Below are 24525 nucleotides of genomic sequence, written 5' to 3'. Positions count from 1 at the left end.
CGCTCACCGGGCGCCCCGTACGGGCACCTCCCCCGCCAGGTACAGCTCGCCGGGCACACCCGGCGGCACCGGCCGCAGCGCCCCGTCCAGGACGTAGGCGCGCGTGTTGTCCATCGGTTGTCCGACGGGCACGACGGCGCCGGCCTCGCCGGGCCCGGTCAGCCGGTGGGTGGTGGCGGCCATGGTGGCTTCGGTGGGCCCGTAGGCGTTGACCACCGCGGTGCCGGGGCAGGCGGAGAGGACGCGCTCGACCGCCGTCGGGGCCATCACGTCGCCGCCGGACCACACCTCGCGCACGCCGGTGAACGCCTCGGGTGTCTCCTCGGCGATCACCTTGAACAGTCCGGCGGCGACGAGAAGCGCGGTCACCTCCCGCTCGGCGACGATCCGGGCGAGACCGGTGGCGTCCAGGCGGCCGGGCGGGGCGACGACGACGGTCCCGCCCCTGAGCAGCGGGATCCACAACTCGTACGTGGAGGCGTCGAAGGCCTGGTTGGAGTGGAGCAGGACGCGCTCGTGGGCGTCGCCCGCGAAGCGGCGGTCCAGGGCCAGGCCCACCACGCCGCGGTGGGTGACGCCGACACCCTTGGGAGTGCCGGTGGACCCCGAGGTGTACATCACGTAGGCGAGCGCGTCGCGGTGGGTGGCGGGCGTGCGGGGCGCCGGGGCGGCGGTGGCGAGGTCCGCGGCCGTGTCCGGGGCGTCCAGGACCAGGCGGGGGCAGGGGCTCTGCGGCAGCCGGGCGGCGGTGTCGGAATCGGTCACGAGCAGGACCGGCGCGCTGTCCCGGAGCATGAAGGCCAGCCGCTCGGGCGGGTAGGACGCGTCGAGCGGCAGGTGGACGCCACCCGCCGCGAGGATGGCGAGGACGGCGGTGACCTGCTTCGGCGAGCGCGGCAGCGCGAGAGCCACCATCGACTCGCGGCCCACGCCCCGCGCGGTGAGCAGGTGCGCCAGCCGGGCCGCGCGCTCGTGCAGCTCGGCGTAGGTCAACTGCCGTTCGCCGTCCACCACCGCCACGGCGTGCGGTGTCCTGGCCGCCTGCTCCGCGAACACCTCGAAAACGGTACGCCGGTCCGCCGCGACGGCCGTGTCGTTCCACGTACCCAGGATCTGTTCACGCTCGTCGTCCGCGAGCAGGTCCACGGCGGCCACCGGCGTGTCCGGGGCGCTCGCCAGGAGGTCGAGGACGCGCGCGAACCGGGCCGCGATCCTGGTCACCTGGGCGCGCTCGAACACGTGCGGCCGGTACTCCAGGCCCACCTTCAGATGCGGCTCCGCGAGCGCCGTCACCACCAGCGGGTAGTGGGCGCCGTTCTGCGGGCTGATCCCGGTCAGCTCGATCCCGGCGGTGGCGGCGGCGCCGCTGAGGCCCGCCCCGTCGACCGGGAAGGACTCGTAGACGACGAGGGTGTCGAACAGGGCCGACAGGCCGACGGCCTGCTGGATGTCGGCCAGACCGTGGTGATGGTGGTCGAGCAGGGCGTTCTGGCGCTCCTGGAGCCCGGTGACGAGTTCGCGCAGGGTGGCGGCCGGGGCGCAGGTCACCCGTACGGGAAGGGTGTTGATGAACAGGCCCACCATCTCGTCGGCGCCGTCCACCTGGGGCGGGCGCCCGGAGACGGTGGTGCCGAACACGACGTCCTGACGCCCGGTCAGCCCGGCGAGGACGACGGACCAGGCGCCCTGCACCAGGGTGTTCAGCGTCACGCCCAGCTCCGCGGCACGCCGTGCGAGCGAGTGGGCCGCCGCGGAGAGCGGCACGTCGGCCAGCGCGACGTCCGCGGTCTCGGCCTCGGCGCCGGTCGGGTCCGGCACCAGGAGTGTCGGCTGGTCGATCCCGGCCAGTTCCCGGGACCAGGCGGCGGACGCCGCGTCCTGGTCGACGCGGGAGAGCCAGGTGAGGAAGTCACGGTAGTCGCGCGCCCGGCCGAGGGCCGTCGCGTCGCCGGCCGTGGCGTACAGGTGCAGCAGGTCCTGGATGAGCAGGGGCAGGGACCAGCCGTCGAAGAGGACGTGGTGGGCGGTGACCACCAGGTCGAAGCGGTGGTCACCCAGCTCGACCAGGGACATGCGCAGCAGCGGCGCCCGGGCCGGGTCGAAGTGGGTGACGTGGTCCTGGGCCAGGAGCGCGGCGCGTTCCCGCTCGCGGTCGGTCTCGCCGAGGCCACCGAGGTCGTGGCCGGCCCAGGGCAGGGCGACGTTCTCCTGGACGAGCCGGACGTACCGGCCGTTGTCACCCCTGACGAAGGCGGTGCGCAGGCCGGCGTGCCGGTCCAGGAGGGCCTGGCCGGCCGCGCGCAGTTGGGCCACGTCGAGGTGTCCGGACAGGTGGAGGGTGAGCTGCATCTGGTAGACGTCGAAGGACGCTCCGGCCATCTCGGCGTGGAAGAGCAGACCTTCCTGCATGGCGGTCGGCGGCCATACGTCCACCAGGCCGGGGCAGCGCTCCTGCCAGGTGTCGAGCTCGGCCTGGCCGACGGGCACCAGGGGCACGTCGGACGGCGTCAGACCGCCCGCGTCCGCGGAGACGGCGTGCCGGGCGAGGCCCTGGAGCGCCGTGCGCCACAGGGCGGCCAGCTCCTCCACGTCCGCGCGGGACAGCAGTCCGGTGGGGTAGTCCAGGCGGCCGGCCAGCCGGGGCCCGTCGGGGGTGTCGGTGACGTAGGCGGTCACGCTCACCGACGCGAGGGCGGGCATGTCCGCGTCCAGGTCGGCGAGCAGCTCCGTGGTGCCGTCCGCCTGGGTGAAGCCCGCGCCGCGCAGGTGCTCCGGCACGGCCGTGGCGCCCGCGTAGTGGCCCAGGTAGTTGAAGGCGACCTGCCCGTTCCCGTACCGCGCCAGGATTTCGGCCGTCCCGGGGTTGAGGTGGCGCAGCATGCCGTAGCCGAGGCCCTTGTCCGGGACGGCGAGGAGCTGTTCCTTGACGGCCTTGACCGCGTCCGAGGCGGCGGGGCCGCCGGCGAGCGCCTCGTCGAGATCCACCCCGGACACGTCGAGGCGGACGGGGTACATGCTGGTGAACCAGCCGACCGTACGGGACAGGTCCGCGCCCGGCACCACGTCCTCCTCGCGGCCGTGGCCCTCCAGGCGCAGCAGCAGCGAGGGTTCCGCCTCACCGCGCGCCGCGCGCCACCGCGCCATGGCCAGGGCGAGCGCGGTGAGCAGACCGTCGTTGACACCGCCCCGGTAGGCGGCCGGGAGGGTCGTCAGGAGCGGTCGGGTGACGGACGCGGGCAGGTCGAGGGAGACGTGCTCGACCGTCGCCTGCACGTCGACGGCCGGGTCGAAGGGGCGCGCGCCGAGTGCGGGGTCCGGCCCGGCGACGATGTCCTCCCACAGGGCGAGTTCGGCCGTGCGCCGCGCGTCGGTCGCCTCCTGTTCCAGGGCGTGCGCCCAGCGCCGCAGCGAGGTGGCGACCGGTGCGAGCCGCGGCGTGCGGCCCTCGCGCACGTGCTGCCACGCCTCGGCGAGGTCGGGCAGCAGGATGCGCCAGGACACGCCGTCGACCACCCAGTGGTGCAGGAGGATGATCAGGCGTCCGGCCGTTTCCGCGCCCGCGTCGAACCACACGAACCGGGCCATCACCCCGCGCTCGGGGTCCAGCTCGCCCGCGGCGGCGTCGAGTTCGGCGGCGGCCCGGGCCCGCCACGCCTCCCCCCGGACGCCGTCGGTGGCGACGCGGCGGAGCAGCGTGGCGACGTCCACCGCGCCCGGCTCCGCCACTTCGAGACCGGTCCGCTCCCCGACGACGAGACGCGAGCGCAGGGCGTCGTGGCGGTCGAAGACCGCGCCGAGCACGGCCACGAGGCCGCCCTCGTCGATGCCGACGGGCAGGTCCACGACCATCGACATGGTGAACCGGCGGCTCGCGGGGCCGAGGTCGCGCAGATAGTGCCCGATCGGCAGCAGCGGTACGAAGCCGGCGCCGCCGCCCTCCCACTCCTCCAGGACCGGTCCCGTCGGGCCGCTCGCGGCGGCCTCGGCCAGCTCCGCCACCGTGCGGCACTCAAAGATCTGTCGCGGCGTGACCTCGACGCCCTGGGCGCGGGCCCGCGAGACGACCTGGATGGAGCGGATGCTGTCGCCGCCGATGGCGAAGAAGTCGTCGTCGACGCCGACCCGGTCCAGGCCCAGGACCTCGGCGTACACGGCGGCGAGCACCTCTTCCTGCGGGGTGCCCGGGGCGCGGTAGGTGCCGCCGGTGAACTCCGGTTCGGGCAGCGCCTTGTGGTCCAGCTTGCCGTTCGGCGCCAGCGGCAGCCGGTCCAGCATCACGAACACCGAGGGCACCATGAACTCCGGCAGTCTGCCGGAGACGAAGCGGCGCAGGTCCCGCACCGAGAGCAGGGCCGTCAGGTCCAGGTCCAGATCGCCCAGGTTGTCCACGTCGCCCAGGCCCTCGGCACCGCCCTGCGGCACCACGTAGCCGACCAGGCGGGTGCTGCCGCGGTCCGTGCGCACCACCACGGCGGCCTGCGCCACGCCCGGGTGGGCGGTCAGCGCCGCCTCCACCTCGCCGGGCTCGATGCGGAAGCCGCGCACCTTGACCTGCGCGTCGTCACGGCCCACGTACTCCAGTTGGCCGTCGGGGGTCCAGCGGGCGAGGTCGCCGGTGCGGTACATCCGGGAGCCCGCGGGTCCGAAGGGTTCGGCGACGAAGCGTTCCGCGGTCAGCGCGGGACGCCCGTGGTAGCCGCGCGCCACGTTTCCGGCGACGTACAGCTCTCCCACCACGCCGGGCGCCACCGGCCGCAGGCCCGGGCCGAGGACGTAGGCGCGCATGTTGCCCAAGGGCCTGCCGATGGGGGCGCCGGCCGTGCCGGTCCACTCGGTGGCCGCGAAGGCGGTGGCGTAGAACGACTCGGTCTGGCCGTAGCCGTTGACGATCCGGGTGCCGGGCATGAGTTCGCGGACCCGTCGCACGAGGGAGGCGGGCAGGGCCTCTCCGCCGAACACCACCGCGTCCGCGTCGATCTTCTCGCCCACCTGGTCGAGGAGTTCGGCGAAGACCGAGGGGACCGTGCTGACGACGCCGCCGGTCCAGCCGCCGCGCTCACCGATGACCAGGACGTCGCGGACCACTTCGAGGGTGCCGCCGACGGCGAGTGTGGTGATCGTCTCGAAGACCGACACGTCGAAGTTGACCGAGGTGCCGGCCAGGGTCCGCGTCCCCGCGCCGATGCCGACGACGTCGGCGAGCCGGAGCACGCCGTTGACCACGTCGCGGTGGGTGATGGTCACGCCCTTGGGGGTGCCGGTGGAACCGGAGGTGTACATCACGTACGCGGCGTCGGCGGGTCGTGCCGGGGTCGGCTCGGTGTCCGCGGTGTCCGCGTCACTCTCGGCTGCGTCGCCCACGAACAGCGTGGGCACGTCCGTCGCGGGCAGCACCGGCACCGTCTCCGCGTCCGTCAGGACCAGCGCCGGGCGCGCGTCGCGGAGGATGTGGTCGAGGCGTGTGCTGGGGTACTTGGGGTCGATCGGCAGGTACGCCGCCCCGGCCTTGAGGATGCCGAGCATGCCGGCCACGAGGTCCTCGGTCCGCGGCAGAGCCAGGCCGACGACGGTTCCCGGGCCCGCACCGCGCCCGGCGAGTCGCCGGGCGAGACGGTCGGCCCGCGCGTCCAGCTCCGCGTACGTCAGCTCGGTGTTGTCGTGGACGACCGCGACCGCGTCGGGCGTCGACGCGGCCTGGCGCTCGACGAGCCGGGCCACGGTGAGGTCGGGGGTCGGCTGCCGCGTGTCGTTGCGGCCGTGCAGCATCAGCTCGCGCTCCGCGGGCGTGAGGACGTCGGCCAGCGCCACCGGCAGCGACGGGTCCCGCACCAGTTGGCGCACGAGCCGCTCGTAGCGCGCGGCGATGTTCTCGGCGGTGGACCGGTCGAACAGGTCCGTGGCGTACTCCAGCGTGATGGTCAGGCCCGGCTCCGCGGGGTCCGCGAAGAAGCTGAACTCCAGGTCGAACTTGGCCGTCGCCGTGGGCAGGCCCGTGCAGGTGCCCGTGACACCGCCCGGCAGCCGCACGGCGACCGAACGGTGGTTCTCCCAGGTGAACATCGTCTGGAACAGCGAGTGGTACGCCGTGGACCGCTCGGGGTTGAGTGCCTCCACCAGGCGCTCGAAGGGCGCGTCCTGCTGGTCGTAGGCGGCCATGGCCTTCTGGCTGACCTGGGCGATGAGGTCCGTGAAGGTGGGGGTGCCGGACAGATCGGTGCGCAGCACCCAGGTGTTGACGAAGAAGCCCACGAGGTCGTTGAGCTGGTTGTCCATGCGTCCGGCGACGGTGGAGCCGATCGAGATATCCTCGCCCGCGCCCAACTGCTGGAGGAGCGCCGCGAGGGCCGTCTGGAAGACCATCGGCAGGGTCGCCCTCGTGCGCAGGGCGAGCTGTTCGGCCTCGGCGAACAGCTCCGCGTCGACGGTGAACTCGACGGTGTCCCCGCGGTGTCCTGCCACCGGCGGCCGGGGGCGGTCGGTGGGCAGGCGCAACGGCTGCGGGGCGCCGGCCAGCTCGTCGCGCCAGTAGGACAGTTGGGTGGCCAGGATGCTGTCGGGGTCGTCCTCCTCGCCCAGGAGCTCCCGCTGCCACATCGTGTAGTCCGCGTACTGGACGGGCAGTTCGGGCCAGTCGGGCCGGCCGCCGGTGACGCGGGCGGTGTAGGCGGCGGTGAGGTCGCGGACGAGCGGGCCCATGGACTCGCCGTCGGTGGCGATGTGGTGGGCCAGGAACAGCAGCCGGTGCTCACGGGGCCCGGTGCGGAACAGGGTGGCCCGTACGGGGATGTCCTCGGCGAGGGTGAACACGTGGTCGGCGGCGGCGGACACGGCCGCGTCGGCGTCGTCGGGGGCCACTTCGACGAGCGGGACCTCCAGGCACATCTCCTCCTCCGGGACGATGCGCTGTTCGGGTACGCCGTCGGGGCTCTCCACGATCAGGGTGCGCAGGCTCTCGTGCCGTGCGACCACGTCCCGCACGGCCGAGGCCAGTGCCTGGGTGTCCAGTGCGCCGGTGAGCTGGATGACGAAGGGCAGGTTGTACGTCGCCGACGGCCCCTCGAAGCGGTCGATGAACCACAGACGGCGCTGCGCGTAGGACAGAGGGATCATTTACTTGGCGCTCCTGTTCATCCGGCGCAGTGCGGGCCGCTTGGTGGCTGAGGCGTTCTTCAGGGTGCGGGCGAGGTCCGCCACGTCGCGGGCGCCGAGCACCGCGCTGATGGGCACGTCGACGCCGATCGCGTCGCGGATCCGGCCGACCAGGTTGACGGCGAGCAGTGAGTGGCCGCCCAGCTCGAAGAAGTTGTCGTCGACACCGACGCGCGCCATGCCGAGGACGTCGGCGAACAGGTCGCACAGGCGTGCTTCCTGCGGGGTGCGCGGCGCCCGGTAGGCGGCGCTCCCGGTGACGTCGGGGGCCGGCAGGGCCTTCCTGTCCAGCTTGCCGTTGGGGGTCAGGGGGAGGGCGGTGAGGGGCACGACGGCGGCGGGCACCATGTGGGCGGGCAGCCGCTCGTGGAGGTGGTCGCGTATCTCGTCGACGAGGGCGGCGGTCCGTGCGGCTCCGGACCGGTCGCCGCCGTCCGCGGCCCCGGGCACCACGTAGCCGATCAGTCGCTTGCCGGGGCCCACGGTGCTGTCGCGGGCGACGACCACGGCCTGGGCCACCTCCGGGTGGCCGGCGAGGACCGCTTCGACCTCGGCGGGTTCGACCCGCACACCACGGATCTTGACCTGGTCGTCGGCGCGGCCGGCGTACTCGAGCTGTCCCTCGGCGTTCCAGCGGGCGAGGTCGCCGGTGCGGTACATGCGGCTGCCCGGCGGGCCGTACGGGTCGGCGACGAAGCGGTCGGCGGTCAGTGCGGGACGCCGGTGGTAGCCGCGTCCGACGATTCCGGCCACGTACAGCTCACCGACCGTTCCCGGGGGCAGCGGGTTGAGGCCGGGGCCGAGGACGTAGACGCGCATGTTCCCTATCGGGGTGCCGATCGGGGCGCTGGCGCCGTCCGTGGTCCGCCAGCCCTCGTCGGCGGTGAAGGTGGTGGCGTAGAAGGACTCGCTCTGGCCGTAGGCGTTGATCACGCGTACCCAGGGCAGCGTCCGACGGATCCGGTCCACGAGGGCGGCGGGCAACGCCTCGCCCGCGAACACCGCGGTCTTGAGTCCGGTGATGGTGCCCATCCGGTCGCCGAGTTCGGCGAAGACGGAGGGGACCGTGCTGATGACGTCGGCGGCCAGGGTCTCCCGCTCGGCGAGGACCAGGGCGTCGCGCACCACCTCCACGCGGCCGCCCTGGGAGAGGGTGGTGAGGATCTCGAAGACCGACACGTCGAAGTTGACCGACGTGCCCGCCAGCACGTGGGTGTGCGCGTCGATGCCCACGCGGCGGGCGAGCTGGGTGATGCCGTTGACCACTCCGGCGTGCGTGATCATGACGCCCTTGGGGGTGCCGGTGGACCCGGAGGTGTACATCACGTACGCGAGGTGGTCCGGGAGTGGTGTCGCGGCGCGCGCGGTCTCCTCCGGCGGGGTCCTGTCCGCCGCGGTCGCCGGACCGGGGTCGTCGATGCACAGGCGGGGGATGTCCGGCCGCGGCAGGGCCCCGGACGTCGCGGTGTCGGTGACGATCAGCACCGGACGCGCCTGGCCGAGGATGAGGTCGAGGCGTCCGCCCGGGTAGGCCGGGTCGATGGGCAGGTATCCGGCGCCGGCCGTGAGGATGGCCAGCATCCCGGTGACGAGGTCCGCCGAGCGGGGCAGGGCGAGGCCCACCACGCTTTCCGGGCGGGCCCCGCGCGCGGTCAGCTCCGCGGCGAGTGCCCGCACCCTGGCGTCCAGTTCCCGGTAGGTCAGGGCCTGGTCGCCGCAGACGACTGCCGTGGCCTGCGGTGTGCGGGCCACCTGCCGCCTCCATGTCTCCACGAGCGTCGTCCCGGGCTCCGGGGTGACGGTGTCGTGCGCCTCGCAGGCCGGCGCGGCGTGTTCGTCCGGCAGGAGCAGGTCGACGCCTCCCACCGGTTTGTCCACGTCCGCGGTCAGCTCGGTCAGGACGCGGCCGAAGCGGGCGGCGAGCGCCATGGCCTCCTCCGGCGCGAAGGCGTGCCGCTGGTACTGGAGGGTCAGGCGCGGGTGCGGGCCGTCGGGGTAGACGAAGAGGGTCACCGGATAGTGGCTGGCGGTGAACGTGCGCATGCCGACGACGGAGAACCCGGCCGCCGCGCTCGCCTCCCCGATGCCCGCCCGGTCGAGCGGGAAGGACTCGAAGGCGATCATGGTGTCGAACAGCGGTGCCAGGCCCGTGGCGCGCTGGATCTCGGTGAGGCCGACGTGGTGGTGGTCCATCAGGGCGGCCTGCGCCTGCTGGAGGTCGGTCAGGAGGTGCGCGAAGGGCCGGCCCGGGGCGCACCGGACCCGTACGGGCACGGTGTTGAGGAACATGCCCACCGTCTCGTCCACGCCGGGCAGGGCGGGCGGACGCCCCGACACGGTCGCGGAGAACACCACGTCCTGCCGGCCGGTCATGCCGCCGAGCAGGACGCCCCAGGCGCCCTGGATCAGGGTGTTCAGGGTGACCCCCACATCGCCCGCGCGCCGCGCGAGGTCCCGGGCCCGGGCGGGCGTCAGGGGCACGTCCGCCTGGCCGATGCCGGAGGCGGGGACGTCGAGAGCCTGCGGGGCGAGGAGCGTCGGTTCGGTGACGCCGTCCAGCTCCCGGGCCCAGGCGCGCACGGAGTCCCGTGTGTCCTGCTTCCCCAGCCAGGTCAGGTACCCCCGGTAGCTGTGGGCCCGCGGCAGGCCGGAGGCGTCGCCGTCGGCGGCGTACAGGAACAACAGGTCCTGGATGAGCAGGGGCAGCGACCAGCCGTCCAGCAGCACGTGGTGCACGGTCAGGACCAGTTCGTGGCGCCCGGCCGCCGTCGTGAGCTGGGCGAGGCGCAGCATCGGCGGGGCGGCCGGGTCGAAGTGCGCGGCGAGGTCGTCGGTCAGGAACCTCTCGTGGGCGCGCTCGCGTTCGCCGTCGTCCAGGCCGCTCAGGTCAAGGTGCGTCCAGGGCAGCCGCACGCCGTCGACGACCAGTTGGACCAGGCCGCCGTCGGGGCCCGGTACGAACGCGGTGCGCAGGACGGGGTGGCGGTCCAGGAGCGCCTGCGCCGCCACGCGCAGTTGGGCGGGGTCCACCGTGCCGGACAGGTGCAGCACGTACTGCTCGTGGTAGGAGTCGAACGTCCCGCCCGCCTCGGCCTCCACCTTCGAGTGGAACAGCAGGCCGGACTGGAGCGGGGAGGCGGGCCACACGTCGGACAGGCCGGGGTGGCGCCGCTCCCAGTCCTCGATGTGGCCCTGCGTCACCGAGGGCAGTGCCACGTCGGAGGGGGTGAGTCCGCCCGCGTCCGGACCGGTGGCGTGGCGGGCCAGGCCCTTCAGGGCCTGGCACCACAGTTCGGCCAGTTCCCGCACCTCGTCCGGGTCCAGCACCCCTCGCGGGGCGGTGAACAAACCGCCCAGGCGTGGTCCTTCGGGCGTGTCGGTGACGTGCGCGTTGATGTCGAGCTCGGCGGGGGCGGTCATGTCCGGGTCCTGGCCCGCGTCGAGTTCGGCCAGGTCGGCGAGGCCGGGGGCCTGGGTGAAGCCGAGCCCGCGCAGTTCCTCGGGCATGTCGGAGGCGGCGGAGAAGCGCCCCAGGTAGTTGAAGGAGACCTGCCCGGTCCCGTACCCGGCGAGGGCGGCCGACGTCTCGGGGTTGAGGTGGCGCAGGAGGCCGTAGCCGATGCCCTTGTCCGGGACGGCGAGCAGTTGTTCCTTGACGGCCTTGACGACCCTGCCCGCGGCAGCGCCGCCCATGAGCACTTCCTCCAGGTCCGCCCCGGACACATCGAGCCGGACCGGGAAGACACTGGTGAACCAGCCGACCGTGCGGGACAGGTCGGCGCCAGGTGCCGCTGCCTCCTCACGTCCGTGCCCTTCGAGGCGGATGAGCGTGGAGTCCTCCTTGACTCCCCGGGCGCGCCGCCAGCGGGCGACGGCCACGGCGAGCGCGGCCAGCAGGCCGTCGTTCACGCCGCCGCGGAAGGCGGCGGGCAGCGTGGTGAGCAGTGTCTCGGTGACCTCCACCGGCAGTGTCACGCGGGTCTTGGTGAGGGTGGAGACGGTGTCCGCCCGCGGGTCCAGCCGCCGGGCGCCGAGCACGGGGGCGGGGCCGTCGACGAGGGAGCGCCACAGCTCCAGCTCCGCCACCCGTTCCGGGCGTGCCGCCTCCTCCACGAGGGCGTGCGCCCAGCGCCGCACCGAGGTGCCCACGGGCGACAGCCGCGGGGTCCGTCCCGCACGCACCTGCCGCCAGGCGGTGGCCAGGTCCGGCATCAGGATGCGCCAGGACACACCGTCCACGACCATGTGGTGCAGTGCCACCAGGAGCCGTCCGCCCCGCTCGGGCCCGGTGTCGAACCACACGAACTGCGCCACGACACCGGCGGCCGGGTCCAGTCGGCCCGCGGCGGCGTCCACTTCGCCCATGAGTGCGGCGCGCCAGCTCTCCGACTCCCAGTCCCCCGCGCACTCCACGCGCCGGATGAGCCCGCCCACGTCCGTCGTGCCCGGAGGGGGCACGTGCAGACCGCCACCGCCGTCCTCCACCAGGCGGGCCCGGAGCAGATCGTGCCGGTCGACGACCGCGCCGAGCGTCGCCGTGAGCTGCTCCTGGTCGATGCCCGCGGGCAGGTCGAGCACCATGGCCTGCAGGAATCGTTCGAAGCCGGGGCCCCAGTCCCGCACCCAGCGCGTCACCGGCAAGTGCGGCAGGAAACCCACGCCGCCGCCCGGGAGTTCTCCCAGGACCGGTGCCGGCCGTGCCGGGGAGTCGGTGAGGGTCTCGGCGAGACGGGCCACCGTGCGGTGCTCGAAGATCTGCTGCGCGCCGAGGACCAGGCCGCGGGCGCGGGCCCGGGTGGCCAGTTGGATGGACTGGATGCTGTCCCCGCCGACGGTGAAGAAGTCGTCGTCGACGCCGACCCGCTCCACGCCGAGGACCTCGGCGAACAGCCCGGCCAGTTGTTCCTCGCGCTCCGTTCGGGGGGCGCGGTAGGCCGCGCCGCGGAAGTCCGGCTCCGGCAGGCCGGCCCGGTCCAGTTTTCCGTTGGGCGTCAGCGGCAGCTCGTCGATGACGGTGAACGCCGCGGGCAGCAGGTACTCCGGCAGCGCCCGCGCGGCGAAGGCCCGCAGCTCCACCGCCGCGAAGCCGGTGCCGAAAGTGAAGTGGCCGGTCCCTGCGGACCCGTTGCCCTGGTCCCGTCCGGCCTCCGTGCCCTGGCCGGTCGCTCCGTCCTCCTGCCCGGCCGTTGTGCCCTGTCCGGTCCGTCCGTCCTCCTGCCCGGCCGGGGCCGGGCGTGCGGCGGTGGATGCCGGTACGACGTACGCGACCAGTTGCCGGCGTCGGCCCGTCTGCCCCTCGTGCGGGACCACCAGCGCGTGCGCCACCGAGGGGTGCTTCTCCAGGACGGCCTCGATCTCACCGGGCTCGATGCGGAAACCGCGGATCTTGACTTGGCCGTCGGCCCGCCCCCGGAAGTCCAGCTCGCCATCCGGCGTCCACGCCACGATGTCGCCGGTGCGGTACATGCGCTCACCGGGCACGCCGAACGGGTCGGCCACGAAGCGCTCCGCGGTCACCCCGCGGCGACCGAGGTAGCCACGGGCAAGCCCGGCGCCGGTCAGATACAGCTCGCCGGACTCGCCGGGTGCCACCGGGCGCAGGCGCTCGTCGAGGACATGGCCGCTTCTGTGGTCCATCATGCGCCCGATCGGAAGCGGTGCGGGCACCTCGCGCGGGTCGGTCACGGGGCGGCAGGTGGCCATCACGCTGGTCTCGGTGGGCCCGTACGCGTTGTGGACCGTCACCCCGGGGCAGGCGTCAAGGACCCGGCGCACCGCTGCCGGGGACACCACGTCGCCGCCGGTCCACAGGGTGCGGACGCCGCGGAAGCACTCCGGCTGCTCCTCGGCCACCGCCTTGAACAGACCCGCGGACACGAATGCCGCGGTGACCCGGTGCTCGGTGACCACGGCGGCGAGGGCCGGCGCGTCCAGCAGGCCCGGCCGTGCCACGACCACGGCGCCGCCGGAGAGCAGCGGCACCCACAGTTCGAAGGTGGAGGCGTCGAAGGCGAGCGGGGCGTGTTGCAGCACGCGGGCGTACGCGTCGCCGCGGTAGCGGTGGTCCACGGTCAGCGAGGCCACGCCGCGGTGGGTGACGCCCACGCCCTTGGGGGTGCCCGTGGAGCCGGAGGTGTAGATCACGTGGGCGAGTTGGTCCGGATCGCCGGTGCCGCCGGGCGCGGTGGCCAGGTCCTCGTCCGGGACCGCCGCCAGCGCGTCGACCGTGTCCTGCTCGTCCAGGACGATCCGCGGTACGCCGGTCCGGGGCAGACGGCCACCGGACGCGGTGTCGGTCACCACGACGGCGGGCGCGGCGTCGCGCAGCATGAACTCCAGGCGGCTCACGGGGTACTCGGGATCGACCGGCAGGTAGACGCCGCCTGCCTTCAGGATCGCCAGGACGGCGATGACGTACTCCGGCGACCTCCGCAGCGCCACCGCGACGATCGACTCCCGGACCAGGCCGTGCGCGACGAGCAGCCGGGCGAGCCGGGAGGTTCGCTCGTCCAACTGCCGGTACGTCAGCTCCTCCCCCGCACAGGACAGGACGGCCACCGCGTCCGGCGTCGCGGCCGCCTGTCGCTCGAAGAGGGCCGGAAGGGTCTCGTGAGGGATCGGCTGAGCGGCCGTCGACGACTCGCGCAGGTCGGTCATGTGAGGACTCCAGGAAGTTCATGGGTGTACGAAGGAGACGTACGCGTGCGTATGAAGGTGAAGGCGTATGGGTGCGTACGGGCGCGTTCGCGCTCCGCGCACGTGTGGGCCCGGAAGTGTGCCGCCGTGGCGGCACACCGGCGCGGCCCGGCGCGTGTCGGCGGCAGCGCGGGTGGGCCGACTCCGGAGTGGCCGGGGTCGGGCGAGGGGAAGGGAAGACCGGCAAGACCGGCAGCCGGGAAGACCGGCAAGACGACGGGACCGGTCAGGAACGCGCAAGAGCGAGCACGGGCAGGTCAGTCAGTGCGTCAGCCAGCCGGCCCGTCGACCAATCCGTCAGTCAGTCAGCACCGTGCCGCCCGCTGCCGCCTGCACGGCAGGGCCGCCCCACAGGCGCGCGGGACTTGGCATGTGTTCAGTCGACGGCGTGTTCAGTCGACGGCGTGTTCTGTCGCGGCCAGAAGGTCTGCGCGTGCCGTACGGCACGCGGCGGACCGTCTCCGACCCTTGCTCCTTATGCCATTGCTGCACCCCCCACCGATGCCCACTCGCTGACTGCTCCCCCTGATCGCGATGCGCCTTGGCGATGTCCGGCTCACCGAACGTAACGCACCGGTGCCACCACAACCAGGCACCGCAGACTCCCCGCACCCAACGACACTGTTTCCATGCGTGCCTATGACACACATAAAAGCTTTTGACCTGCCGTTATGCCGCGCCCGGCATGTCCACGCCCCCTTTCGACCCAGGGCGCTTTGCAGTCTTCAGGCGTCTTGGCAACAGGACAGCGGAGCTCTTTCGCACCCCTTTCCCGACCCTTTCGAAGCGCATCCACCCCGCCATGGCCACGAGAGCGCTCACACTGACTTACATTCAAGCCCTCGTGATTCCCGTCGAGCCTCCGCAGGCCGAAAAGGCGGTCGCCTCACGCCCTTTCCGTAGGCACTCGCGCCGTTCCGCACATCCGCCGCGAATAATCTCGGAGCCGGACCGGACCGGGTGATTCGAGCCGCCCATCAGCAATTACCTGCCAGTCGACCATTCTCATCGCCTTGCCGTATCGAGTAGTTCACGCATTGCCGAACTGCCGTATCGAGCGGACGCATCCAGCCACCCCATCCAGCAGGATCCGTACCGAGTGGAGCGCCACGCCGGGCAGGCGGTCAGGCGGCCCGGCGGCCAGGCGGTCAGGCGGCCAGGCGGTCAGGCGGTCAGGCGGTCAGGCGGTCAGGTGGTCAGGCGGTCAGGGTCTGGTTGAACCGGTCCACGCACACGTTCCCGTGATGGCGGCCTCCTCGGTGTGAGGGTCACGAAGAAGCCGCAGTCGTGACAGTCAGCGCGGACGCGCGCCCGATCCTCCTGCGGCTCACGTCCTCACCCGCGGGGCGCGCGATTTCGGAGGTATCGACTCGGGGGCGGGGACACGAACCTTGGCCAAAGCCTTAGAAGGCGAACAGGCCTTCGAGGCGGATCCGTTCGTGCGTGAGCTTGTTGCGTCCGCAGTGCGGAACTGCCGGCGCCCAAGAGGGGCCTCGCCGATAATTCGCCATATCTGCCTTGCGGTGCCGACTGCCGCGGAGCGCGGGGGCGCCCCTCGCGTTCCCATGCGCGCCAAGTAACGACGGGAGCCGCGAGGTGTAAGCCGCCGCATAAGGTGACGTCCTGTTTTCGGACACCTCCCGATCAAGGGAGATGGGGCTTGTGGTGCTTCGGCAATTCGGTGTGACAACGTGGGCTACGGCGACGCACGGAAACTCCGAAGCGGTGTTCTCCACACTCAGAACAGGCGGGGTTGCCGCAGTGTCCGACAAGACGCCCGGCCGAGAACGGACGTGACAGGTCCGTCAATCGTCAGCGATTCGTGAAAACGGCTCTGGCCGCAGTTCCGTGAAGGCGCAGGTCGGCGACGGACGTGGCAAGCTTTGCCGGGTTGTCCGCCGCGTGGCGGTCAGTCGCGTGGCGGTCAGTCAGGGACGTATGAACAACGGTCGGCTGTCTTGTGGTGATCGATGGTGCGACTGGTTCATGCCTGGAACTCGGTGAGATCGATGGTGTGAACCTGCAGGGGATAGCCGTACTCCGGGTGCGCCGTCTCCCGCTCGGGCACCATGCCGAGCTTGCGGAGGATGTTCCCGGAGGCATCGTCACCCACCCGGTTGATACTGATGACGCGGTCGAGGCCGCGGTCCTGGAGCGCGAACTCCAGCGTGGCGTGGGCAGCTTCGGAGGCATATCCCTGGCCCCAGAACTGTGAGCCGAGCCGCCAGCTAATTGCCACGGCAGGCCCTACCTCCGGCAGGAAGTCGGGCACGGACAGACCCGTGAAGCCTGCCAGTTCACCCGAGGCCAGCAGCTCGACGGCGAAGAGTCCGAAGCCCTCCTCGTCCCACTCCTCCTCCCACCGCTCGATTGCCTCTGCGGTGTGGTCCAGGTCACGCACCGAGCCGTCGTCGATCCAGCGCATGACCTGCGGGTCCGCGTTGATGTCCGCCATCGGCGCGAGGTCGTCGTCATGCCAGCGACGCAGGAGGAGGCGGGGTGTGCGGATCTCAGTCATGGCGCCCATCCTGCCGAAGGAAATGGCCTAATCGGTAATCCGGCGCTCGGCCGTGCTGCCACGCGGGGACCGCGAGGCAGCACGCCGCCCGCAGCGCACACCGTGACGGGTGAAACATCGGGCCGATGGCTGGGCAGATGTCGTGCCACTTCGGCAGCGAGGTTGCGAGGTGAGACCGATGCGGCGGCAGTCTGCCACAGCACCAAGATCGTTCACGGAATCGCGGCCAGACCCGTAAAAACGGCCATGGCCGCTCCTCGCCTGACTTGGTTGGTTCTTGACGTATGTGGGGAGGTTGGGGAGCGAAGATCGGGCCTTGTTCACCGGTGGCTAAGTTGGGGCCATGAATGGTGACTGGCGGATGGACCGGATCGGGGCTGCTCTGCGAGGTGAGAACCCGACCGTGCTGCGGCGGCTCGCGTCGGGGTTCGCGGTGATCGGTGACGTTCAGTTCTTGCCGGGGTACTCGGTTCTCCTCGTGGACGAGCCAGGTGTTCAGCGGCTGTCTGATCTGCCGAGGGCGAGGAGGCTGTCGTTTCTGTCTGACATGGACCGGCTCGGAGAAGCCGTTGAGCGCGTCTGCCGACACCTGGACCCCGGCTTCCGCCGGGTCAACCTGGAGATTCTGGGGAACACCGACCCGTTCTTGCATGCCCACGTCTGGCCGCGGTTCGAGTGGGAGCCGGCCGAGTTGGTGGGCAAGCCTGTGTGGCTGTATCCGGGTGACCGGTGGAGTGACGAGGGGTTCAGGCTCGGGCCGCAGCATGACGTGTTGCGGGACGGGATCGGGAGCGAACTGGATCGGTTGCGTTCGATGGGCTGACGGCGTGCGCCCGCCGACCGTCAGGTCGGCGGGCGCACCGTCCGCTCCAGCGTGATCACGTGTCCGGCGTCGCGGACGGTCTGGCCCGCGCCGTCGGCGGCCCGCCGGTGCTGGGCGATCACGGCCCGGGCGGCGGTGACGCTGTGGAGGTGGTCCTCGCCGAGCCGGTGCACCAGGCGGGCCTGGGCGCCGGGCATGCCTGGCGGCACCGAGTAGAAGTTGCCGCGGAAGGACACCAGGCTCTGTGGGCTGATCGCGCGTCCCACTTCGAGTTCGGCCGGGAAAGGCCTGACCGGCAGGTCCAACAGCGGTTCACCGGTGGCCAGTTCGGCGACGGTGACTGTGCTCCCGTCGACTCTGTGGCGGCGTTCGTCCATGCGCAGCGCGAGCTTGTCGACCCCGGACCGGGCCTGCTCAACCGTCAGGTGGTCCGGGACGGCCCGCCACCATCGTTGAGCTGCCGAGTGGTTGGCCTTCTCCACGACGCCTTTGCGGTTCCCGCACCGTGGCGGGCAGATGTCGACGCCGGCCCCGTAGTACTTCGCGACGTCAGCGAAGGCCGCGGTGACCTGCCTGCTGGAGGGATGGCAGACGGCCTGGTGCAAGAGTAGGCGCTGCCGTACGGCCCAGACGGGACAAAGGGCGCAGTACCTCCTCGCGGGCGCCTTGGTAGCCACTGTTTTCCACGACGACGAGGGCCGGGCCTGAGCGCGAAAGCAGGATCAGGTTGCCGTCGACATGATCGCGCAGGTCTTCAAGCGGCATGGGACGGGCTCGTTCATACACCTTCGAGCTTGCCCAGGAGCACCCGACGGGCGTCCAGCAGCCAACCGTGACGCGCATGCGGGCTCGGCCACTGCGGGGAGGCAGTGTCTGAGTCGATCACCTACCTCGGTTGAGTACCAGCACTCAGGCGGGCTGTCCTGATTCGCTCGTACCGTCCAGCCCATGCATATAGACCACGTTACTCCCGGACCGGTGTGCCGGCGGGTGGGTATCACCGCAGTGGCCTCCTGCCTGCCGGAGCTCGAAGTGACGTCCCGGCAGTTGCAGGAACGGATCGCCGCGGCCTCCGGGCTGTCCCTGCCGGCGCGGATGCTCGAACGGGTCACCGGCATCGCTTCGCGCCGGGCGGCCGCGGAGGACGAGTACGCCTCGACGCTCGCGGTGCGGGCGGCGCGTACGGCGCTGGACCGGGCCGCGCTCGCCCCCTACGACGTAGACCTGCTGGTATTCGCCTCCGCTACGCGGGACGTTGCCGAACCGGCTACCGCGCACATCGTCCAGGCTGGACTCGGTTCCCGGGCACACGCCTTGGACGTGACCAACGCGTGCAACAGCTTCGTCAACGGCATCGACATGGCACGGGCGATGATCCTCGCCGGCCGTGCCCGCCGGGCCCTGGTCGTCACCGGGGAGACCCCGAGCCGCGCGGTGCGGCAGGACCCCTCGGGCCCCGACCAGTTGCGGGACGGATTCGCGGGTTACACCTTTGGAGACGCTGGGGCCGCGGTCGTCCTGGAGGCGGTGGAGCGGGGCGGCATCCTCGACGTGGACACCGAGACCCACTCCGAGCACTGGTCGGTCGGCGGCATCTTCGGCGGTGGTTCGCGCCATCCCAGAGGCGACGAGCACACGTACTTCCACGGCGATGGCAGCGAGCTGCGCGAGGTGTTCGAGAAGGTCGGCACGTCGGTGCTCGACCGGATGCGGCAGCGCACCGGTCTGGCGTGGAGCGACTTCCGGCACATCCTCGTGCATCAGGTCACGGTGCCATACCTGGAGCGGTTCGTGGAGCTCACCGGCGTCCCACGGGACCGGCTCGTCGTCACAGTCCCCGCACTGGGGAACATGGCCAGCGCCACCCTGGGTGTCCAGCTCGACCGTGTCCATGAGGACCTGCGGGCCGGTGACCGGGTCCTCTTCGTGGGCCTGGGCGGCGGCGTGAGCATCATGACCATGGTCTGGGAGAAGGCATGAGCTCCCTGTGGATCGTGGTGCCCGCGCACCAGGAGGCCGCGCGCATCGGCGCCACGCTGGACGCGCTCGCGGCCCAGCGCGACCGTGACTTCACCCTCGTCGTCGTGGACAACGCCTCCACCGACGGCACCGCCGCGGTGGCCTACGACTTCGCCCGCTGGGCACCCTTTCCTGTCCACGTCCTCAGCGAACCGGAGAAGGGCGTGGGCTGCGCGGTGGACACCGGCTTCCGGTATGCGATCGAGCACGGCGCGACGCTGCTGGCCCGCACCGACGCCGACTGCCTGCCGCGCCCCGGCTGGACGGCCAGGGCACGCGCCGCCCTGCAGCAGGGCGCGGGCCTGGTGTGTGGGCGCATCGACGCGCGCCGTGACGAGCACGGACCGCTCGGGCGGGCCGCCTTCCGCATGCTGGTCCGCATCGCCGCGTTCTTCGGCCGGATACGCCCCGCCCACCACCGCCGGCACGGCTATCTCGCCCCCTACCGGATGCACGCCGGCAACAACATGGCCGTCACCGCGGCGCTGTACGAAGCCGTCGGGGGGATGCCGCGCCGTCCTTCCCCCACCGACCGTCTCTTCCTGAACCGCGTGCGCCGCCACACCACCGCCATCGTCCACGCCCGCGACATGGTCGTGGAGAACTCCACTCGTCGGCTGCGCGCCTACGGCCTCGTCGGCACCGCCCGCTGGTACCTCGACAAGGGCCCGGGCCCTCACGGGGAGGACCCGCGCTGATGCTCGACACCCTCGCCCACACCCTGCGCCGCCACCCCGAGCGGCCCGCCGTCCTTGGCGCCACCCGCACCGGGGCCGTACGCACCAAGGCCACCTACGGCGAGCTGGCCGACCTCGCCGACCGCTACACCACTGCTCTCCATCGGCGGGGTGTGGGACGCGGCGGCACCGTCGGCGTCGCCGTACGGCCAGGGCCCCGCGCCCTGGCGGTGATGCTCGCCGTGCACCGGCTCGGCGCCCGGGCCGCAGTGCTCGACCCGGGCGCCGGGCCTGACGTGCTGCGCGCCCGGCTCGCCCTGGCTCGCCCCGACGTCGTCCTGGCCGACGCCGCCGCCCAGGCGGTCGCCGGATGGGCCCGGCCGCTCGCCCGCCGGGCCCGCCTGGCCCTGCCCGACCTCGCGGAACTGGGACCGGTGGCCACGCTCGGACCACGGCTGCCCGGGTGCGCCCCCGCCCTGGACGCCGATGTCCGGGCCGTACCGCTGCCGCCGCCGGTGGACGGGGACGGTGACGCGGTCATCGTGTTCACCTCGGGCACCACCTCACGGCCCCGCGCGGTGGTGCACACCCGCGCCTCGCTCGCCGCCGGCATGACCACGGTCGCCGAGCTGGTACGGCCCGATGCCGGGCGGCCTGTCCTTGGCGGCACATTCTTCGTCCTCGTACCGTCCCTGGTGAGCGGAGCGCCCGTCGCGCTGCCCGCCCGCTCCGCGCCTGTGCTCCGCCGCCAACTGCGCCGTCTCGCCCCGCAGGCCACCTATCTGACGCCACCGCAACTGAGGCGGCTGCTGGCGGACGGCGCCCGCTTCAGCGGGCGGGTGTGGACCGGATCAGCTCCCGCGAGCGCCGAACTGCTCAGCCGCGTCAAGCGCGCGGGGGCCGACGAGGCATGGGGCGTCTACGCGCTGACCGAGCTGTTCCCCGCCGCGGCGGTCGAGCAGGCCGACAAGGCCGCCTTCACCGGTGAGGGGGACCTGGTCGGCTCGCCCCTTTCCGGCGTCGTGGCGAAGACAGACTCGGCTGGGGAGCTGCTGTTGTCGGGCTCCGCCGTGCGGGACCGCTACCTGGGCGAGGACCCGGACCCATGGGTCGCCACCGGCGACCGGGCACGTCTCGACGGCGGCCGCATCGTGCTGGAGGGCCGCCGTAAGGACATGATCCTGCGGCACGCGGAGAACATCTATCCGGGACTGTACGAGCCGGCGTTGCACCTGCCCGGCGTCGAACTGGCCCTGCTCGTAGGCGTACCGGTCGGCGACGGTGACGAACGCGTAGTCGCCGTCGTCCAGCCGAGCCCGGGGGCGGACCACAACGCGCTGCGTGCGGCCCTGAACGGACCGCTGGAGCGCATGGGCGCCGCCCGCCCGGACGCGGTGCTGATCGCCGACATCCCGCTGTCCGGCCGCTCGCTGAAGCCCGACCGCGCCGCGACCGCGCGCCTCGCCGCCCGGCGCCTCGGTGGACGGCGCCTCGGTGGACGGCGCCTCAATGGACGGAGCCGGGGATGACCGCGTCCGGCAGCGCGCCGCTGCTGTGGGCCGTGTTGCCCGCCTACAACGAGGAGGCCGGGATCGGGGCGACCCTCGCCGCACTCGCCTCCCAGACCGACACCGGTTTCGCCCTCGCCGTCGTCGACAACGCCTCCACCGACGCGACCGCCGCCGTCGTACGCCGCTTCGCCGCCACCGCGCCCTTCCCCGTACACCTCGTCCACGAAGAGGAGCAGGGCACCGGCACCGCCGTCGACACCGGCTTCCGGTACGCCGTCGCACACGGCGCCGCACTGCTCGTACGCACGGACGCCGACTGCCTGCCCGCCGCCGACTGGATCGCCGCGGCGCGCCAGGAGTTCGCGCGCGGGACGGAGATGGCCTGCGGCCGCAGCCTTCCGCGCCGCGACGAGCGGCCCTCACCCGCCGAGCGGTACCTGCTCCCGGTGGTCGTCAGGGCGACCGCGCTGTACGGGCGCTACCGCACCGAACACCGGCACCCGCGCTACCGCGCGCCCTACGTGCTGTGCCACGGTCACAACCTCGCCATCACGGCCGACCTCTACCTGCGCTGCGGGGGCACGCCCCGCACTGCGCTGGAGGGCCCGCCCGAGGACGTCGTCCTCCTCAACCGGGCGCGCGAGCACAGCCACCGGATCGTACGGGCCGAGCGCATGGTGGTGCACACCAGCCTGCGCCGCCTGCGGGCCTGGGGTACCCGCCGGACCCTCCTGTGGTGCTGGGACCGCCGCTACCGGCCCGCCGACCCGAAGCAGGTGCACGTCAGGTGACCACGGTTCCCACCACATCCGCCCTCCGCGCCGCCCGGCGCCGCGACCGACGCGTGTACACCCGCTCCCACCCCGTGCTGTTCGCCCTCCTCGCCGCCACCCGCCGCCGCGCGGTCACCCGCATCGGCGGCGCGGTGCTGGTGCACGGCACCGAGCCCTACCGGCAGGCCCTCACCCGTATCCCCCTGGACCGCACCGCCGCCGGCACCACCGGCGGCGCCGCACGGGAACTGTCCGCGGGCAGCACACTGTTCGACCAGGAGGGCACCGGACACCGCGCCACCCGGCGCGCCCTCGCCGACGATCTCGGCGCAGCCGGGGTGGAGCAGTTGCGCCCGGTGTGGCGGGACGTCCTGGACCGCCGTCTCGCCCCACTCGGTGCGGGCCGCGACGTCGACCTCGTACCGCTGGCCCGTGAACTGGCCGGGGCCACCGTCCGCGCGCTGCTGGGCACAACCGGCGACCCGATGGCCATCGCCTCCGCGGCCGCTGCGGCGGCCGCCGCCGCTATACGCGACCACCTGCCCGGTCCCCGGCCGCCGGGCACGGCACGCGCGGCCGCCGCAGCGACCACGCGACTGGAGGCGCTGCTCGCCCCGACATCCGGCGAGGCGAGTGAGCCGGCCCTGCGGGCCATGCTCGCGGTCGCCGCCGTCAACACCACCGTCGCCGCCCTCCCGCGCGCTGTCGCCTGGTGCGCCGACGGAGAGCTCTGGGAGCAGGCGGCCGATGACCGGCTGCGCCCGGCCCTGGTGGGCGAACTGCTGCGGGTGATCGCTCCCTCCCCGCTGCTGCCCCGTGTGGCGGCCGCCGACGCGGAGCTGGACGGCTGCCCGGTACGGGCCGGGTACCGCCTGATCCTGATCGCACGGCACGCCGCCCGGGCCCACGACCAACTGCCCGACGCCCGTCACCCGGTTCCGTCCGCCGTGACCCAGCTCGTCTTCGGCGCCGGCACCCACGCCTGTCCCGGCGCGCGCCTGGCCCGCGCCCAGCTCGACGACACCCTCGCCGCGCTCGCCCCCCACCGCCCCACCGTCCTGCGCGCCCGCGCCGACCGGAGCGCGGCCCTGCCGGGCTGGCGTTCCCTCACCGTCCGGGCGGTCGCCGCCCGTCAATCCCAGGAGAGCCGATGATCACGATCGCCGTCACCGGAGCGAGCGGCTTCTGCGGCTCCCACGTCGCCACCACGGCCGCCGCGCGTGGCGCCCGCGTCCTGTGCCTCGGACGACGCCCCGGCCCGGTCGGCCGGCACATACCCTGGGACGCCGCACGCGAGGTGCCGGACCTGTCCGGCGCCGACATCGTCGTGCACTGCGCGGCGGCCGTCGGCGACCCGGTGCCCGGCTCCCCCGCCGAGGCCGCCATGCACGCCGTCAACGTCGAGGGCACGGCCCGGTTGCTCGAGTCGGCTGCCGGCCGGCCGGTGGTGTGGGTGAGCAGCGCCAGCGTCTACGCGCCCGGCCGCGGGCGCTCCCGCGTCACCGAGGACCATCCGGTGCACGGGCACCTGAACGCATACGGCCGCACCAAGGCCGCCGGTGAGGCACTGGCGCTCGCCGCGGATGCCGTGGTGCTGCGGCCGCGGGCGGTCTACGGCAGCGGGGACCCGCACCTGGTGCCCCGGCTTCTGTCCCGCGTCCGCCGCGGACTGCTCGTGCTCCCGGGGCCCAGCGTCCGCCTCAGCCTGACCGCCGTTGAGAACCTCACCGACGCCTGCCTGCTGGCCGCCCGCTGGCCGCCGGGCGTATACAACATCGCCGACCCGGCGCCGTACGACCGGGACGAGGCGATCCGGACGGTCCTGCGTGCTCACGGCGTACGGGCACGCATCGGCCACGTCCCGTTGCCAATGGCCCGGACCGTGGCGGGCGCCGCTGAGGCGCTGGGCCGGCTGCGCCCGCACGCGGAGCCGCCGCTCACCCGCTACGCCGTCGACCAACTCGCGCACTCCGTCGTCCTGGACGTGTGCAGGGCCGAGTCTCAAGGATGGGTAGCTGGTCGTACCCTCAAGGACTACGAGGGCTGCGACGGGAAGCATGGAACTCCGTGCCGCAGAGCCGTCTGAGCGCGGCGACGCGTCCAGCGTCAGGAGCCACCGCCCTGCGTGCCGAGCTCCCTCTCGTCCCCGGCGCCGTGGAGGAACTGCTGCGCTTCCTGTCCGTCGCCGACGGCCTGCAACGGGTCGCCATCGCCGACATCGAGGTAGCCAGGCGCATCCGCCCGAAGGTGCCGTCCTTGGTCCACCGCCGAAACCGGGCGTGCAGTGTGGTCCATGGCCGGGTCCAGGGCTGGTAGGCGTAGGTGCACGAGCGGAGTTCGAGGGTCATGGTGGGTGCCT

The 24525-nt window shown here is 72.9% G+C and carries 12 protein-coding genes; 8 read left to right on the top strand and 4 right to left on the bottom strand.

Features of this window, described 5'->3' with window-relative positions; all coding sequences use genetic code 11:
• Window positions 1-3 precede the first annotated feature (3 nt).
• The 3 genes from IG78_RS44405 to IG78_RS0132065 all read right to left on the bottom strand — a co-directional run bounded on the left by IG78_RS44405 (window position 4) and on the right by IG78_RS0132065 (window position 16363).
• On the bottom strand, window positions 4-7110 hold the full coding sequence (locus tag IG78_RS44405) for a non-ribosomal peptide synthetase (RefSeq protein WP_063760824.1): 7107 nt from the start codon (window positions 7108-7110) through the stop codon (window positions 4-6).
• Complete coding sequence (locus IG78_RS42970; RefSeq protein ID WP_051853105.1) at window positions 7111-13806, bottom strand: non-ribosomal peptide synthetase; 6696 nt, start codon at window positions 13804-13806, stop codon at window positions 7111-7113.
• Between the two features lie 2023 nt (window positions 13807-15829).
• On the bottom strand, window positions 15830-16363 hold the full coding sequence (locus tag IG78_RS0132065; protein WP_030569856.1) for a GNAT family N-acetyltransferase: 534 nt from the start codon (window positions 16361-16363) through the stop codon (window positions 15830-15832).
• Between the two features lie 343 nt (window positions 16364-16706).
• Here IG78_RS0132065 and IG78_RS0132060 point away from each other — a divergent pair, with 343 nt between their 5' ends.
• Entirely contained in the window at window positions 16707-17186 is a 480-nt protein-coding gene (locus IG78_RS0132060; RefSeq protein ID WP_030569853.1) for an HIT family protein, read from the top strand.
• A gap of 20 nt (window positions 17187-17206) precedes the next feature.
• Here IG78_RS0132060 and IG78_RS0132055 read toward each other — a convergent pair whose 3' ends face one another.
• On the bottom strand, window positions 17207-17791 hold the full coding sequence (locus tag IG78_RS0132055) for a Mu transposase domain-containing protein (RefSeq protein WP_225882290.1): 585 nt from the start codon (window positions 17789-17791) through the stop codon (window positions 17207-17209).
• Between the two features lie 385 nt (window positions 17792-18176).
• On the opposite strand from IG78_RS0132055, the gene IG78_RS0132050 reads away from it, so the two are divergent.
• From IG78_RS0132050 to IG78_RS0132020, 7 genes are read left to right on the top strand one after another with little or no spacing between them, the layout of a single operon-like run.
• Window positions 18177-19166, top strand: coding sequence for a 3-oxoacyl-ACP synthase III family protein (locus tag IG78_RS0132050; protein ID WP_225882289.1), 990 nt, complete (start codon window positions 18177-18179; stop codon window positions 19164-19166).
• A complete protein-coding gene (locus IG78_RS0132045; RefSeq protein ID WP_030569843.1) occupies window positions 19163-19903 on the top strand; it encodes a glycosyltransferase family 2 protein in 741 nt (246 codons plus the stop codon). The genes IG78_RS0132050 and IG78_RS0132045 overlap by 4 nt, the downstream gene beginning before the upstream one ends.
• On the top strand, window positions 19903-21411 hold the full coding sequence (locus IG78_RS0132040; protein WP_030569840.1) for a class I adenylate-forming enzyme family protein: 1509 nt from the start codon (window positions 19903-19905) through the stop codon (window positions 21409-21411). Before IG78_RS0132045 ends, IG78_RS0132040 begins: the two co-directional genes overlap by 1 nt.
• Window positions 21408-22184, top strand: a complete 777-nt coding sequence (locus IG78_RS0132035; RefSeq protein ID WP_030569837.1) for a glycosyltransferase family 2 protein — start codon at window positions 21408-21410, stop codon at window positions 22182-22184. Before IG78_RS0132040 ends, IG78_RS0132035 begins: the two co-directional genes overlap by 4 nt.
• On the top strand, window positions 22181-23320 hold the full coding sequence (locus tag IG78_RS0132030; RefSeq protein WP_051853103.1) for a cytochrome P450: 1140 nt from the start codon (window positions 22181-22183) through the stop codon (window positions 23318-23320). Before IG78_RS0132035 ends, IG78_RS0132030 begins: the two co-directional genes overlap by 4 nt.
• Window positions 23317-24252 (top strand): NAD-dependent epimerase/dehydratase family protein, encoded by a 936-nt coding sequence (locus IG78_RS0132025; RefSeq protein WP_051853102.1) that lies wholly within the window; start codon window positions 23317-23319, stop codon window positions 24250-24252. The genes IG78_RS0132030 and IG78_RS0132025 overlap by 4 nt, the downstream gene beginning before the upstream one ends.
• Entirely contained in the window at window positions 24234-24482 is a 249-nt protein-coding gene (locus IG78_RS0132020) for a hypothetical protein (protein ID WP_030569828.1), read from the top strand. The genes IG78_RS0132025 and IG78_RS0132020 overlap by 19 nt, the downstream gene beginning before the upstream one ends.
• Window positions 24483-24525 lie beyond the last annotated feature (43 nt).

Origin of the sequence: Streptomyces aureocirculatus (genome assembly GCF_000720475.1) — a bacterium.
Lineage (GTDB): Bacteria > Actinomycetota > Actinomycetes > Streptomycetales > Streptomycetaceae > Streptomyces > Streptomyces aureocirculatus.
This window is presented reverse-complemented; position numbering and strand designations above follow the sequence as displayed.

Bases quoted from the DNA above. Each gene is read 5' to 3' on its own strand.
- IG78_RS44405 (WP_063760824.1), bottom strand. From the start codon at position 7,110: ATGATCCCTCTGTCCTACGCGCAGCGCCGTCTGTGGTTCATCGACCGC.
- IG78_RS42970 (WP_051853105.1), bottom strand. From the start codon at position 13,806: ATGACCGACCTGCGCGAGTCGTCGACGGCCGCTCAGCCGATCCCTCAC.
- IG78_RS0132065 (WP_030569856.1), bottom strand. From the start codon at position 16,363: ATGACTGAGATCCGCACACCCCGCCTCCTCCTGCGTCGCTGGCATGAC.
- IG78_RS0132060 (WP_030569853.1), top strand. From the start codon at position 16,707: ATGAATGGTGACTGGCGGATGGACCGGATCGGGGCTGCTCTGCGAGGT.
- IG78_RS0132045 (WP_030569843.1), top strand. From the start codon at position 19,163: ATGAGCTCCCTGTGGATCGTGGTGCCCGCGCACCAGGAGGCCGCGCGC.
- IG78_RS0132040 (WP_030569840.1), top strand. From the start codon at position 19,903: ATGCTCGACACCCTCGCCCACACCCTGCGCCGCCACCCCGAGCGGCCC.
- IG78_RS0132035 (WP_030569837.1), top strand. From the start codon at position 21,408: ATGACCGCGTCCGGCAGCGCGCCGCTGCTGTGGGCCGTGTTGCCCGCC.
- IG78_RS0132025 (WP_051853102.1), top strand. From the start codon at position 23,317: ATGATCACGATCGCCGTCACCGGAGCGAGCGGCTTCTGCGGCTCCCAC.